Annotated in this window: 11 protein-coding genes; 9 read left to right on the top strand and 2 right to left on the bottom strand. The window is 74.7% G+C overall.

Annotated elements, in window-relative coordinates:
- Positions 1–60: 60 nt before the first annotated feature.
- The 4 genes from ACY1JF_RS23110 (at position 61) to ACY1JF_RS23095 (ending at position 7621) form a co-directional block, all read left to right on the top strand.
- Positions 61–2304 carry a bifunctional glycosyltransferase/CDP-glycerol:glycerophosphate glycerophosphotransferase gene (locus ACY1JF_RS23110; protein ID WP_462707116.1) on the top strand — a complete coding sequence of 748 codons (2244 nt, stop codon included), beginning with the start codon at positions 61–63 and terminating at the stop codon, positions 2302–2304.
- 9 nt (positions 2305–2313) lie between these two features.
- Positions 2314–4551 carry a bifunctional glycosyltransferase/CDP-glycerol:glycerophosphate glycerophosphotransferase gene (locus ACY1JF_RS23105; protein ID WP_462707115.1) on the top strand — a complete coding sequence of 746 codons (2238 nt, stop codon included), beginning with the start codon at positions 2314–2316 and terminating at the stop codon, positions 4549–4551.
- Positions 4552–4577: 26 nt separating this feature from the next.
- Positions 4578–5837 (top strand): hypothetical protein, encoded by a 1260-nt coding sequence (locus tag ACY1JF_RS23100; protein ID WP_462707139.1) that lies wholly within the window; start codon positions 4578–4580, stop codon positions 5835–5837.
- Positions 5838–6040: 203 nt separating this feature from the next.
- Positions 6041–7621 carry a hypothetical protein gene (locus ACY1JF_RS23095; RefSeq protein ID WP_462707114.1) on the top strand — a complete coding sequence of 527 codons (1581 nt, stop codon included), beginning with the start codon at positions 6041–6043 and terminating at the stop codon, positions 7619–7621.
- Positions 7622–7624: 3 nt separating this feature from the next.
- On the opposite strand, the gene ACY1JF_RS23090 is transcribed toward ACY1JF_RS23095, so the two are convergent.
- Positions 7625–8038 carry an organic hydroperoxide resistance protein gene (locus ACY1JF_RS23090; RefSeq protein WP_462707113.1) on the bottom strand — a complete coding sequence of 138 codons (414 nt, stop codon included), beginning with the start codon at positions 8036–8038 and terminating at the stop codon, positions 7625–7627.
- Between the two features lie 136 nt (positions 8039–8174).
- On the opposite strand from ACY1JF_RS23090, the gene ACY1JF_RS23085 reads away from it, so the two are divergent.
- The 3 genes from ACY1JF_RS23085 to galE all read left to right on the top strand — a co-directional run bounded on the left by ACY1JF_RS23085 (position 8175) and on the right by galE (position 11513).
- Positions 8175–8663, top strand: coding sequence for a MarR family winged helix-turn-helix transcriptional regulator (locus ACY1JF_RS23085; RefSeq protein ID WP_462707112.1), 489 nt, complete (start codon positions 8175–8177; stop codon positions 8661–8663).
- 99 nt (positions 8664–8762) lie between these two features.
- The gene (locus tag ACY1JF_RS23080) at positions 8763–10394 is read left to right on the top strand and encodes a glycosyltransferase family 2 protein (protein ID WP_462707111.1); all 1632 of its coding nucleotides are present in this window, start codon (positions 8763–8765) and stop codon (positions 10392–10394) included.
- A gap of 60 nt (positions 10395–10454) precedes the next feature.
- Complete coding sequence (gene galE / locus ACY1JF_RS23075) at positions 10455–11513, top strand: UDP-glucose 4-epimerase GalE (protein WP_462707110.1); 1059 nt, start codon at positions 10455–10457, stop codon at positions 11511–11513.
- 116 nt (positions 11514–11629) lie between these two features.
- On the opposite strand, the gene ACY1JF_RS23070 is transcribed toward galE, so the two are convergent.
- Entirely contained in the window at positions 11630–12256 is a 627-nt protein-coding gene (locus ACY1JF_RS23070; protein WP_462707109.1) for a TetR/AcrR family transcriptional regulator, read from the bottom strand.
- Between the two features lie 181 nt (positions 12257–12437).
- On the opposite strand from ACY1JF_RS23070, the gene ACY1JF_RS23065 reads away from it, so the two are divergent.
- Together ACY1JF_RS23065 and ACY1JF_RS23060 are read left to right on the top strand one after the other, a co-directional pair.
- Positions 12438–13364, top strand: a complete 927-nt coding sequence (locus ACY1JF_RS23065; RefSeq protein WP_462707108.1) for an ABC transporter permease — start codon at positions 12438–12440, stop codon at positions 13362–13364.
- The gene (locus ACY1JF_RS23060) at positions 13357–14289 is read left to right on the top strand and encodes an ABC transporter ATP-binding protein (RefSeq protein ID WP_462707107.1); all 933 of its coding nucleotides are present in this window, start codon (positions 13357–13359) and stop codon (positions 14287–14289) included. Before ACY1JF_RS23065 ends, ACY1JF_RS23060 begins: the two co-directional genes overlap by 8 nt.
- The last annotated feature ends 12 nt before the right edge of the window (positions 14290–14301 follow it).

The raw sequence follows: 14301 nt of genomic DNA, 5'->3' as shown, positions 1-14301 counted from the left end.
GCAGCACGCAGCAGCAGCACGCAGCACGCAGCAGCACTGCGAGACGACGGAGAGAGCAGCATGCCGCGCTTCAGCATCATCGTCCCGTCCCACGGGGTCGCGGGACGGCTGTCCCAGGCCCTGGACTCGGTGCTCGCCCAGTCCTTCGGCGACTTCGAGCTGATCCCGGTGTGCCGCACACCGGACTGCTCCGCGGCCGACGTGGCCGCCGCCCTCGCCGGGCGGGACTCCCGGGTGGCGCCCGTGCACTCCCCGCCGGCGGACGGCCTGGCCGGGGCGCGCAACACCGGCGCGCGGGCGGCGACCGGCGCGTACCTGCTGTTCCTCGACGGCGACGACGCCCTCGTACCCGGTGCGCTCGCGGCGCTCGACGCCCGGCTGGCCGTGACCGGCGACGTCGACGTCCTCTACTTCGAGCACGAGCGCACCCCCTGGTGGGAGGGCGAACCGTCCAACCCGGCCGCCCCGCTGCTGGCCACCGCGCCCGACGGCGCCTTCGCCCCCGACGCCGCGCCCCGGCTGACCGGCGTCCAGCTCCCGGCGTGGAGCGCCGCCTACCGCCGCGCCTTCCTCACCGAGCACCGGATCACCTTCCCCGACGGGTACTTCACCGACGTGGGCTTCGGCGGCCGGGTGGCCGCGGAGGCCGAGCGGATGGCGGTCCTGCGCTCTGTCCTCGTACGGCACCTGGTGCGGCGCCAGGGCAGTCGGCTCAACCGGCCCGGCGAGCACCACGCCGAACTGCTCGACCAGGTGGAACGGGTGCTCCTCCGGGCCGCCGGGCTGGGCCTGTCCGACGTACGGCGGACCGCGCTGTTCGAGCAGTTGTTCGCGGCGGTCCTGAAGACGGCCGCCCACCCGCGCCGGCTGCCGGCCGGGCGGGCCGCCTTCTTCCGCCGGGCGAGCGCGCTGTACGCCGTCCACCGCCCGGCCGGTTTCCGGGCGCCCGGCGGCAGCCTCGGGGTGCAGCACCGGCTGCTGGCCCGAGGGGCGTACACGGTGTTCCGCGCGCTGCGCGGCGCCAACCGGGCGCTGGCGGCGGCGCGGGGCGCGCTCCCCCGCCCGCGTGGTCTGCGCACCCGCCTGCTGTACCGCGCCCACCTGCTCCGCCCGCTCGACGCGAACCTCGCCGTCTACTGCGCGTACTGGGGCCGCGGCTACACCTGCAACCCGGCCGCGATCCACGCCAAGGCCCGCGAACTCGCCCCGCACATCCGCTCGGTGTTCCTGGTGGAGGCCGGCCAGGAGCACACCCTGCCGCCGGACGTCGAGCACGCGGTGATCGGCAGCCGGCGCTGCTGGGAGGTGCTGGCGCGGGCGAAGTACCTGGTCAACAACGCCAACTTCGCGGAGGGCGTGGTCAAGCGCCCCGGCAGCGTCCACCTCCAGACCCAGCACGGCACCCCGTTGAAGAAGATGGGCGTCGACCAGTCGACGTACCCGGTGGTGGCCGCGGCCACCGGCAGCTTCGGCAAGCTGCTGGGCCGGGTGGACCGCTGGGACTACAACCTCTGCGCCAACCGCCACTCCACCCAGACGTGGGAGCGCGCCTTCCCCGGCTCCTACGAGCAGTTGGAGTACGGCTATCCGCGCAACGACGTCTTCTACGCGGCGACCGCCGACGACGTGGCGCGCGTCCGCGCGGAGCTGGGCGTCCCCCAAGGGGCGACGGCCGTGCTGTACGCCCCCACCCACCGCGACTGGGAGACCGGGTTCGGCGCCGGCGGCCTGGACCTGGCGGCGTTCTGCGAGGCGGCCGGCGAGGACGTGGTGGTGCTGCTGCGCGCCCACTACTTCTACGACCGGGGCGGGGCGCTCGGCGGCGGCGGCCGGATCATCGACGTCACCGCGCACCGCAGCGCCGAGGACGTCTGCCTGGCCGCCGACGCGCTGGTCACCGACTACTCGTCGATCATGTTCGACTACGCCAACCTCGACCGCCCGATCGTCATCCACGCCGACGACTGGGAGGTCTACCAAGAGACCCGCGGCGTCTACTTCGACCTGCTGGCCGAGCCGCCCGGGCCGGTCGCCCGGACCCCGGAGGAACTGGCCCGGATCTTCCGCGACGGCACCTGGGCGGACGCCGGGTCGGCCGCGCTGCGGGCCGCCTTCCGGGAGCGGTTCTGCGAGTTCGACGACGGCCGGGCCGCCGAGCGGGTGGTGCGCCGGGTGTTCCTGGGCGAGCCGCCGGAGGCGCTCCCGCCGGTCACCCCGCTCGCGGCGCGTACGCCGGCGCCCGCCGCCACGCCCGCCCCCGCCCCTGCGGCCTCCACCGCGGCCTCCCTCACGCCCCTCTCGTAAGGAGCCGACGTGCCCCGCTTCAGCGTCATCATCCCCTGCTTCAAGGTGCAGGGCTTCCTGCGCGAGTGTCTCGACTCGGTCCTGGAGCAGTCGTACCGGGACATCGAGGTGATCGCCGTGGACGACCGCTCCCCGGACGGCTGCGGCGCGATCCTGGACGCGTACGCGGCCCGCGACGACCGGGTGCGGGTGCTGCACCTGCCGGAGAACGTGGGCCTGGGCCCGGCCCGCAACGCCGGGCTGCCGCACGCCACCGGCGACTACCTCCTCTTCCTCGACAGCGACGACACCCTCACCCCGGGCGCGCTGCGCGCGCTGGCCGACCGGCTGGCCGAGACCGGCGACCCGGACGTGCTGGTCTTCGACTACGCCCGCGCGTACTGGTGGGGCGGCACGCGCCGCAACGTCCTCGCCCACGTCCTGACGGAGGCCGCCGACGGCGTCTTCACCGCCGCCGAACGCCCGGAGATCCTCGACCTGCTGATGGTGGTGTGGAACAAGGCCTACCGGCGCTCCTTCGTCGAACAGGGGGGCTTCGCCTTCCCGCCCGGCTACTACGAGGACACGCCCTGGACCTTCCCGGTGCTGCTGAGCGCCGGGCGGATCGCGACGCTGGACCGGATCTGCCTGTACTACCGGCAGCGCCGCCGGGGCAGCATCCTGTCCACCACCAGCCGCAAGCACTTCGACGTCCACGCCCAGTACGAGCGGGTGTTCGCGTTCGTCGACGCCCGCCCGGAACTGGCCCGCTGGCGGTCGTTCCTGCACGCCAAGATGGGTGAGCACTGTCTGGACATCCTGGCCAAGCCGGACCGGCTGCCCCCGTGTGACCGGGCCGAGTTCTTCCGCCGCACGGCCGCGCTGTTCCGCGCCCACCGGCCCGAGGGGGGGCGCGTCCCGGCGGAGCTGCGGGTCCTGGAGGGCGGCTACGCGGCGTACGCGGCGCGCACCCAGGGCGCGCGGGCCGGGCGGGCGCTGGCGCGACGGGCCGGGCGGGCCCGTACGGCGGCGACGGCGCGTCTGCACCGGGCCGGGTCCGCGCTGCGCACCCGGCTCCCCCTCGACCCGGACCTCGTCGTGTACTCGGCCTTCTCGCACCGGGGCGTCCTCGGCGACCCCGCGGCGATCTACCACGAGGCCCGCCGCGTCGCCCCGCACCTGCGCGGGGTGTGGGTGCTGCGGGACGAGGAGCTGGTGCCGTCGCTGCCGCCCGGCACCGAGCACGTGATCCTCGGCAGCGCGGCCTGGCGCCGGGTGACCGGACGGGCCACGTTCTTCGTCAACAACGTCAACTGGCCGGGCGCCGTGCCCAAGCGTCCCGGCACCGTCCACATCCACACCCACCAGGGCACTCCGCTGAAGTACATGGGCGCCGACCTGCTCGGCAAGCCCGGCGCCCGGCACGGGCTCGACGTGCCGCAGATGCTGCGCCGCGCCGACCGCTGGGACCACAGCCTGGTCGCCAACCTGCACTCGGAGCTGGTCTGGGAGCGGGCCTACCCCTGCCACTTCGCCTCGGCGCGCACCGGCAGCCCCCGCAACGACGTGCTGGTGCGGGCGCGCGGCGACGAGGCGGCCGGGGCCGGGTTCCGGCTGCGGCACGGCATCCCCGCCGGGCACACGGTCGTGCTGTACGCGCCGACCCGCCGCGACTACCGGCGCGGCGGGCACGTGGACCGGATCGACCCGGCCCGGCTCGCCGCCGACCTCGGCCCGGGACACACCCTGGTGGTCCGGCTGCACCCGTCCCTGGCCACCGGCCCCGCGCGCGGCCTGGGCCTGGCCGACCTGCACCGGCGGGGCGTGCTGGTCGACGCCACCGACGAACCGCACGTCGAGGACGTCCTGCTCGCCGCCGACCTCCTGGTCACCGACTACTCCGCCCTGATGTTCGACTACGTCAACCTGGACCGGCCGGTCGTGGTCCACGCCGACGACCTGGCCGCGTACGCGGCCAGCCGCGGCCTGTACTTCGACATCACCGCCGAGCCGCCGGGCCACGTCTCCCGCTCCTACCGGGAGCTGGCGTGGCTGCTGGCGTCGGGGACCTGGCGGGACGAGGAGGCGGCGCGGCTGAGGGCGGCGTTCCGGGCGCGGTTCTGCGCGTTCGACGACGGGCGGGCCGCCGAGCGGGTGGTGCGCACGCTGATGCTGGGCGAGCCGGAGCCGGAGCCGGGGCCGGGGCCGGCCGCCGTGCCCGGGGCCCGCGCGGTGCCGTCCGGCCGCGACCTGCTGACCCCCTCGTGAGGCGGCGTACCGGGGTACGTACGCGGGTGCTGCTGCTGGCGGCGGTCTTCGCCCTCCTCCAGCTCGCCAACGTCACCGGCCGGGACACCCCCGACACCAAGAACTACCTCTCCTACGCCCTGAGCCTGTCCGGCGCGGACAAGCGGGGCGCGGCGGCGGGCGCCATCGAGCACTACTGCGCCAGCCGGGCGTCGAGCGCGAAGCGGGCGCAGAGCGTGCACATGGTCCGCTTCCACCGGGCCGACCCCACCGCCCGGGTGACGGCCCAGTGCCGGGAGCGGGAGTGGCGGAACGTGGAGCGGCGGCTGCGGGCCGGGCAGACCGGCGGGCGCACGGCGCCGTTCATGCCGGAGCGCTTCATGCGGATCTTCGAGGCGCGGCCCGGCTATCCGGCGTTCCTGGTGCCGTTCGTGACCGTGCTGGGCGTGACCTGGGGCGTGTGGACGGCGAGCGTGCTGGCCGCGGCGGCGGGTGGGGTGCTGGTCTTCCTCGTCCTGCGCGCCCTCGCCCTCCCGGTGCCGCTCGCGCTGACCGGCCAGGCGCTGTACTACGTGCTGCCGTGCGGGGCGGTGGCGATGCGGCCGATGACGGAGGGGCTGCTGATGGCACTGACGCTGACGGCGGTGTGGGGGTGCGCGCTGGTGACGCGGGCGCGGCCGGAGCGGCGGGGGTACTGGCTGGTCGCCGGGGCGCTGGCGCTGCTGTTCACCGTGAAGCACTCGCAGGCGCTGTTCCTCGGCGGGTGCCTGGCGGTGGCGGGCGCGGTGGTCGCGCTCCGGCGGGTGCGCCGGGGCGAGGCGCCGGGGCGGGGCGTACTACGGCTGACGGCCCTGGGCCTGTACGCCGCCCTCACCACCGTCGTGCTGGCCCGCCTCCTGCACTACCCCTCGGAGTCGGAGAGCCTCCAGGACCTGCTGGCCGACCACTTCACCCGGCCCGACCGGGAGCGCCCGTGGCCGGAGTTCCTCCAGTTGCAGGGCAACTTCTGGACCGAGTGGTCGCGCCGGCAACTGCGGGAGCCGTTGTTCGTCACCGCCCTGGCGGCGGGTGCGTGGGGCGCGCTGCGGCGGCCCGCGTCCGGCCCGTTCCTGATCGCGGCGGCGGCCACCGGCGTCCTCACCCAGGCCGGGCACCCGGACATCGGCATCTGGGGCGGCCGGCTGATCGTACTGGCCTGGCTGCTGCCGGTGGTGGGGCTGCCGCTGCTGCTGGAGCCGGTGGTGCGCGGCCGGGCGCAGGTCCCCGCGCAGGGCCAGGCCGACCGGGCGGCGCACGCGGCCGGCTGACCGTCACCCGATACGGACGGCACGCACGGCCGGCCGACCGTCACCCGATACGGACGGCACGCACGGCCGGCTGACCGTCACCCGGTACGGGCGGCACACGCGACCAACCGACCGTCACCCGATACGGTGACGTCGGTTCACGCCGTTGACCCGGACGGGAACATACGGCAAATGCCCCAGACGCTCCCCACCCCGTCCCTCCGGTGAGCGCCGGAGTCCACGTCCGGCGGGCCGTGCACGGCGCCACGGCGCTGCGCGGCGGCCGTGTCTGGCGCCCCACCCCCTGTCAGGCGGCCGGTCTCCTGTTCTGGCTGGTGGTGTCGCTGGCGTACTGGCGGGTGCCGCTGTGCTGCGACGCCGGTCAGCACGCGGCGGTGGTGGAACGCCTGCAGGCCGACCTCCTCCGTCCCCGTCACCCGATGGCCGACCTGCCCGGCGCGGGCAGCGCGTACTACTCGCCGTACGCGCTGGCGCAGGGCGCGTTCGCCCGGCTCACGGGGCTCGGCGGCTGGGAGGTGGTGCGGCTGGCCGGCCCGCTGAACCTGCTGGTGCTGCTGACCGGCGTCAACCGCTTCGTCCGGACGCTGACCCCCCGCCCCTGGGCGCCGGTGCTGGCCCTGTCGGCGATGACGCTGCTGTGGGGCACCGAACGCGCCTGGTGGAGCGGCTACCTCGGGCTGATGTCCATGACCGGCAACCTCGGCTACCCCTCCACCTTCGCCATCGGGCTCACCTTCTGGGCCTGGGCCCTGACCGGGGCGCGGGCCCGGGACACCCGCCGGGTGCGCTGGGTCGGCCCCGCCGGCCTGCGCGGCCTGCCCGGGTACGCCGCCCTCGGCGTGCTGTACGGACTGGTCCTGCTGGTCCACCCGATCACGTCGGTGGCGGCGGTGCTGGGCGCGGTCGCCCTGGTCGCGGGGTGGCAGCGGCGCCGGCCGGAGCCGGGCCGCCGGGCGGGGCCGGTGCTGGGCCGTTGGGCGCTGACCGGCGCGACGGCCGCGCTGACCGGCGCGGCGTGGCCGTACTTCGACGTGTTCGCGCTGGCCGGTGACGGCAGCGTGGACGCGGTGCACCGCACGCTGTACGGGCAGCTCGCCGGGGAGTTCTGGCTGGCCGTGGCGGTGGGGCTGCCCGCGCTGTGGCGGCGCGGGCGCCGCTCGCCCCGGGACCCGCTGGTGCTGATGTTCGCCCTGGACTGCCTGGTGGTGGCGTACGGCTGGTTCAGCGGCCACTACACCTACGGCCGCGTCCTGGGCCTCACCCTGGTGCCGCTCCAGTTCGCGCTCGCCGTGGAGCTGGCGGCGCCCCGGCCGTGGAGCGCCGCGCGCCGCGCCCTGGGGTGGGCGGCGGCGGCCGGCACCGCCCTCGGCTTCCTCACCGTCCACGCGGGGGCGCTGGTCCCGGTCGGCTTCCCGCAGCCGCCGAGCTGGCCGGCGTACGGCTGGGCGGCCCGGCACATCGGCCCCGGCGAGGTGGTGATCACCGACGGGTACTACGCCGGACACGCCATCGCCGGGTACGGGCCGAACCTCGCCGCGCCCGCCTGGCCGGACCCCTCCCTGGACGAACGGGAGCGCGAGCGGCGCGAGGCGGACGTGGCGAGGTACCTGGACCGGGACTCGACCCGCGCCGAGCGCGCCGCCGTCGTCCGCCGCTACCGCGTGCGCTGGCTGCTGCTGACCCGCTGGCGGCCGGTGCCCGAGGAGGCGGTGGTGGTGGCGTGGAGCGAGCGGACGGGGGAGGTGCTGGCGCGGGTCGGCTCCCCGGGGCCGGGAACCCGGTAGGCGTTACTCGATGACCAGCTCGACCGGGATGTTGCCGCGGGTGGCGTTGGAGTAGGGGCAGACCTGGTGGGCCTGCTCGACCAGCTTGCGGCCGGTCTCCTCGTCGACGGTGTCGGGCAGTTCCACGCGCAGGGTGACGGCCAGCGCGAAGCCCTCGCCCTCCTTGCCGATGCCGACCTCGGCGGTCACCGCGGCGTCGGTGACGTCGACCTTGGCGGCGCGGCCCACGGTACCGAGGGCGCTGCCGAAACAGGCGGCGTAGCCGGCGGCGAAGAGCTGCTCGGGGTTGGTGCCCTTGCCGTCACCGCCCAACTCGACCGGGAAGCCGAGCGCGAGGTCCAGCTTGCCGTCGGAGCTGACGGCGCGGCCGTCACGGCCGTGGGTGGCGGTGGCTACGGCGGTGTAGAGCGGGTTCATGGAGAACCGTCCCTCCAGGGAAGTCCGGGGCTTGTGTCCTTGTGATCCTTGCGAACCGGCGAACCTTGCGACGAACAGTGAATCACACAATTAAATTGGGCACAACCAAATCGGGCCGCGCGGTTACCCTGGAGACATGACCACGCCCGCGCCCCCCGCCGACTGGCTCCGCCTCGACCAGCAGATCTGCTTCTCGCTGAACGCCGCCTCGCGCGCCTTCGGCGGCGTCTACCGGGCGATCCTCAAGGACCTCGGGCTCACCTATCCGCAGTACCTGGTGATGCTGGTGCTCTGGGAGCACGGCGAGCTGCCGGTGAAGCGGCTGGGCGAGCACCTGAGACTCGACTCGGGCACCCTGTCGCCGCTGCTCAAGCGGCTGGAGGCGGCCGGCCTGGTCCGGCGCGAGCGCAGCGCCCAGGACGAGCGCTCGGTGCGGGTGCGCCCCACCGGCGAGGGCCTGGCGCTGCGCGAGCGGGCCCTGGAGGTGCCCCGCCGGATCGCCGCGGCCACCGGCTTCGACCTGGACGAGATCCAGGACCTGCGGTCCCGTCTGGACCGCCTCACGGCCGCCCTGGACCGGGCCACGGCCGACGGCGCGGGACGGCGGGACGAGCGAGACGCGTGACGGCCGGACGGCGGGACGAGCGAGACGTGGGACAGCCGGACGAGCGGGACGCGTGACGGCCGGACGGGCGGAGGGGCACCACGGGCGTTTTACTGGAACATGCCCGTACGCCCCTCTCCCCCGCCCCCTCCCCCGGCCCACCGGGTCGGCGTCGTCGTCATCGGGTACCAGGACGCGGCCCATGTGACCGACGCCGTGCGCTCCGCGCTGGCGCAGGGCGCCGCGGTCGGCGAGGTCGTCGCGGTGGACGACTGCTCGGCCGACGGCAGCGCGGAGCTGCTCGCCCGGCTCGCCGCGACGGAACCCCGGCTGCGGGTGATCCGGCTCCCGGCCAACAGCGGCGGCTGCGGCACCCCGCGCAACACCGGACTGGCCGCGGTGACCGCGCCGTACGTGATGTTCCTGGACAGCGACGACGTGCTGCCGCCGGGCGCGGTGGACGCGCTGCTGACGGCGGCCGTCGAGGAGCGCGCGGAGGTGGCGGGCGGGCTGTGCGTGCGCCGGGAGCTGCCCTCGGGGCGCGAGGTGCCGTGGCAGGCGCCGCTGTACGCGACGCGCACCGTGGTCGCGCACCCCGCCCGGCGCCCCCGTCTGGTCCACGACACCCTCTGCGTCAACAAGCTCTACCGCACCGCCTTCCTCCGCCGGCACGGCATCCGCTTCCCCGACGGACGCTTCCCCTACGAGGACTTCGTCTTCACCGCGCGCGTCCTCGCCGCCGGCCCCCGCGTCGTGCTCGTCCCCGACCCGGTCTACGTCTGGCACGTGCGCCGGTCCGCCGAGCGGCTGTCGATCTCCCTGGACCGCGCCGACGTGAGCAACTGGCGGGCCCGCACGCACGCGTGCCGGGCGGCGTACGCCGTCCTGCTCGCCGCCGGGCAGAAGCGGCTGGCGCGGGCGGCCCGCGCCAAGTTCCTCGACCACGAGCTGCGGATGTACGTCCGCGAGCTGGAGGTGCGGGACGCGCACTACCGGCGCGCGTGGTGGACGCACACGCGGGCGTACCTCGCGGAGTACGACGCCGCCGACTGGACCCGCTCGCCGACCGCGCCGGGCCGCCTGATCGGCCGGGTGATCCTCGCCTCCCCCGAGCCGCGCGACCTGCCCCGCCTGCGGGAACTGGCGGCCCGCCCGGCCCGGCTGCTCCCGCCGTACGCGACGGGGGCCGACGGCCTCCCCGTCTGGTCGGAGGAACTCCCCCAGGTCACGCTGGACCCCCTCCTCGCCCGCCCGGTGCGGCTGCTGCCGCTGGCGGTGGACGCGGAACTGCGCCCGCGCACGGTCCTGCGGCTCCGTCTGCACGAGCTGTACGGCCAGGTCGCGCGGGCCGGTCCGGAGACCGTCGAGACGAAGTGGCGCAGGCGGGAGGACGGGCGGGTGAGCGGACGCAGGACCGTGCTGTTCGGGGCCCGCGCGCCGTCCGCCGACGGCCCGGTGTGGCCGGCCGAGACCACCGTCGACCTCACCGGCCGCACCGCTCTCGGCCCCGGCACCTGGGACCTCCGTCTGCGCGTGCGCTTCCGGGACGGCACGAGCCGCGAGATGACGGCGCACGCCCGCGCGGACCCGCGTGGCCACCTGCGCCGCCGCGCCCTGCCCAGCGCCCGGCACGGCGTCGTGCTCGTGCAGCCGTACGCCACCCGCTCCGGCGCGCTGGCACTGCGGGTGGCGCCCGGAGCGCGGGGAGTGGCGGCGGTGGTGCACAGCAGGCTCCGGCGCCTGCTTCACTGAGAGGCGAGCACTGGAGAGGCGACCACTGCCATTCAGGCAACTGACGAGGAGACGGCCACCATGACCTGGCTGATCACCGGCGGCGCCGGCTACATCGGGGCGCACGTCGTGCGGGCGATGACCGAGACGGGCGAGCGGACCGTGGTGTACGACGACCTGTCGACCGGTGTCGCCGCCCGGCTGCCCTCCGACGTGCCCCTGATCGAGGGCTCGGTCCTGGACGCCGGCCGGGTCCGCCGCACCTTGGCCGACCACCGGGTCACCGGCGTGGTCCACCTGGCGGCGAAGAAGCAGGTCGGCGAGTCGGTGGAGCGTCCGCTGCACTACTACCGGGAGAACGTCGAGGGGCTGCGCGTCCTGCTGGAGGCGGTGACGGAGGCGGGCGTGTCCGCGTTCGTCTTCTCCTCCTCGGCGGCGGTGTACGGGACGCCCGACGTGGACCTGGTCACCGAACAGACCCCCTGCGTCCCCATGTCGCCGTACGGCGAGACCAAACTCGCGGGCGAGTGGCTGGTCCGGGCGACCGGTCGCGCGACGGGGCTGTCGACGGCGTCGCTGCGCTACTTCAACGTCGCGGGCGCCCGCGCCCCCGAACTGGCGGACACCGGCGTGCACAACCTCGTCCCGATGGTCTTCGAGCGGCTGACGGAGCACGCGCCCCCGCGCATCTTCGGCGCCGACTACGCCACCCCGGACGGCACCTGCGTACGGGACTACATCCACGTGGCGGACGTGGCGGAGGCGCACGTGGCCGCGGCCCGCGCGCTCCAGGCGTCCCCCGGCCGCGACCTCACCCTGAACATCGGCCGGGGCGAGGGCGTCTCCGTCCGCGAGATGATCGACCGGATCAACGCGGTCACCGGCTACGGCCTCCCCCCGACGGTCGGGCCGCGCCGCCCCGGCGACCCGGCGAGCGTCGTCGCCTCGGCCGACCGCGCCGCCGCCGAACTGGGCTGGAAGGCCAAGCACGACGTCCAGGACATGATCACCTCGGCGTGGGCCGGCTGGGTGGCACGGCACCCGGAGACGGCCCGGAGGGACGGGGCGACCGGGACGACCGGGATGACGGGGGTTACGGGGACGGCCGGGGTGGCCGGGACGACGGGGGTGACGGGGTGACCGGGGCTACGGGGACGACCGAAGTGACCGAAGTGACCGGAGTGACCGGAGTGACCGGAGTGACCGGGACCTGAGAGTCCGGCGGCCGGCCCCTGCGCACGCCGCCCGCACCCCGGTCACAGCGCCCTCAGCGCCGCCGCCGTGGCCCGGGTCAGTGCCGCCAGGTACCCCTTCGGCGGCTTCGGCCCCCTGATCACCACCGACCGCCAGTACAGCGGCCCCGAGATCAGGTCGAGCGCCAGGTCGTGGTCGAAGCCCGCGCGGATCTCGCCGCGCCGCCGCGCCGCCGCCAGGATCGAGCTGGCGACCCCGTCCTGCCCCTCCCGCAGCGCCTTGCGCATGGCCTCGGCGATGTCCGGGTTGCGGGCCGCCTCCGCCTGGAGGTCGGGGATGACCTGGGAGGCGACGGGGTGCCGCAGCGCCCTGGACGTCACCTCGTAGAGCAGCCGCAGATCGCCCTCCAGCGTGCCCGTGTCCGGCGCGGGCAGCCCCTGCACGGCCAGGGCCGAGACGATGTCGAGCACCAGGTGCAGCTTGGAGCGCCAGCGCCGGTACACCGCCGTCTTGCCGACCCCGGCGCGGCGCGCGATCCCCTCGATGGACATCCGCGCGTACCCGACGGCCGCCAGTTCCTCGAAGACGGCCGCCCGGATGGCCTCCGTCACGTCCGCCCGCAGTACGGCGGCCCCGGCGGGGGGCCTGCGGCGCGGACGTGGCTGAGGCTCGTCGGCGTTGGTCGTCATACGCCCCAAGCATAGGGGCGTGAGGACGAAACGGTTGCGTTCCGACGTCAATTCGGCCTAGTCTCCCGTTGCGACGATACGGCCCCGTCCCGACGTAGCACCGCGACGGCCCGCCCCCTCCCCGAGTCCCCTGAGCCCCCGAGCCCCTCCCGAGCCCTCCCCCCGAGCGAAAGCAGCGGATGTGAGCCAGGTCCTCCACACACCGCCCCCGCCGACCGCCCCGTCCCCGGCCGGCGCCGAAGACCTCGCGGCCCTCGCCGCCCGGCACGGCCTCACGGTCAGCGGAGCCCGCCCCTCCCTGCCCGACTACGTGCGTCAGCTGTGGGCCCGCCGGCACTTCATCGGCGCCTTCTCCACCGCCAAGCTCACCGCCCAGTACAGCCAGGCCAAACTGGGCCAGGTCTGGCAGGTCATGACGCCGCTGCTGAACGCGGCGGTGTACTTCCTCATCTTCGGCGTGCTGCTGCAGACCAAGAAGGGCGTGCCGGACTACGTCCCGTTCCTGGTCACGGGCGTGTTCATCTGGACCTTCACGCAGAGTTCGATCATGTCGGGCACCAAGGCGATCTCCGGCAACCTCGGCCTGGTGCGGGCCCTGCACTTCCCGCGCGCCGCGCTGCCGGTCTCCTTCTGCCTCCAGCAGCTCAAGCAGCTGCTGTACTCGATGGCCGCCCTGGTCGTCATCCTGCTGGCCTTCGGTGTGCCGCCGGCCCCCTCCTGGGTGCTGGCGGTCCCGGCCCTGGTGCTCCAGTTCACCTTCAACGCGGGCGTGGCGATGATCATGGCGCGGCTGGGCTCCAAGATCCCCGACATCGCCCAGCTGATGCCGTTCGCGCTGCGCACCTGGATGTACGTCTCCGGCGTGATGTGGAGCATCGACCAGCTCATCGACAAACACGGCGACCTGCCGTCCTGGGTCGGCCCGCTCCTCCAGGCCAACCCCGCCGCCGTCTACATCGACCTGATGCGCTTCGCCCTGATCGACACCTTCCACGCGAGCCAGCTCCCCGCCCACGTGTGGCTGCTCGCCCTGGGCTGGGCCCTGCTCGCCGGGATCGGCGGCTTCATCTACTTCTGGAAGGCTGAGGAGACCTACGGCCGTGGCTGAGCACACTGACGAACGCGTTCCCACCGTCGTCGCCGACGGCGTCGACATCGTCTACCGGGTCAACGGCACCGGCGCGGGACGGGGCAGCGCCACCGCCGCCCTCAACCGGATCATCCGCCGCAAGCAGACCGAGAAGGCGGCCGGCGTCCGCCGGGTGCACGCCGTGCGCAACGTGTCCTTCGCGGCGTACCGGGGCGAGGCCATCGGCCTGATCGGCACCAACGGCTCCGGCAAGTCGACGCTGCTCAAGGCCGTCGCCGGCCTGCTGCCGGTGGAGAACGGCAAGATCTACACCGACGGCCAGCCGTCCCTGCTGGGCGTCAACGCCGCCCTGATGAACGACCTGACCGGCGAGCGCAACGTGTACCTCGGCGGCCTCGCGATGGGCATGTCGCGGGAGCAGATCAAGGAGCGCTACCAGGAGATCGTCGACTTCTCCGGCATCAACGAGAAGGGCGACTTCATCACCCTCCCGATGCGCACGTACTCCTCCGGCATGGCCGCCCGCCTGCGCTTCTCCATCGCCGCCGCCAAGGACCACGACGTCCTCCTCATCGACGAGGCCCTCGCCACCGGTGACCGCTCCTTCCAGAAGCGCTCCGAGGCCCGCATCCGCGAGCTGCGCAAGCACGCGGGCACGGTGTTCCTGGTGAGCCACAGCAACAAGTCCATCCGCGACACCTGCGACCGGGTGCTGTGGCTGGAGCGTGGCGAGCTGCGCATGGACGGCCCGACGGACGAGGTGCTCAAGGAGTACGAGGCGTTCACCGGCGGCCCGGACAAGGCCCGGCCCAAGCCGAAGCCGAAGCCCGACCCGAAACCCAAGCCGGACCCCAAGCCCGCCCCGGAGCCCAAGCCCGACCCCAAACCGGACCCGAAGACCGACCCGGCACCCGGCCCGGAGCCCACCGCCGTTCCCTCGTGAGGCGCAGTTCCG

The sequence above is a fragment of the Streptomyces sp. SYSU D01066-1 genome (assembly GCF_054956795.1).
The sequence above is the reverse complement of the archived record's forward strand: the minus strand, read 5'-3'. Positions and strand labels throughout refer to the sequence as shown.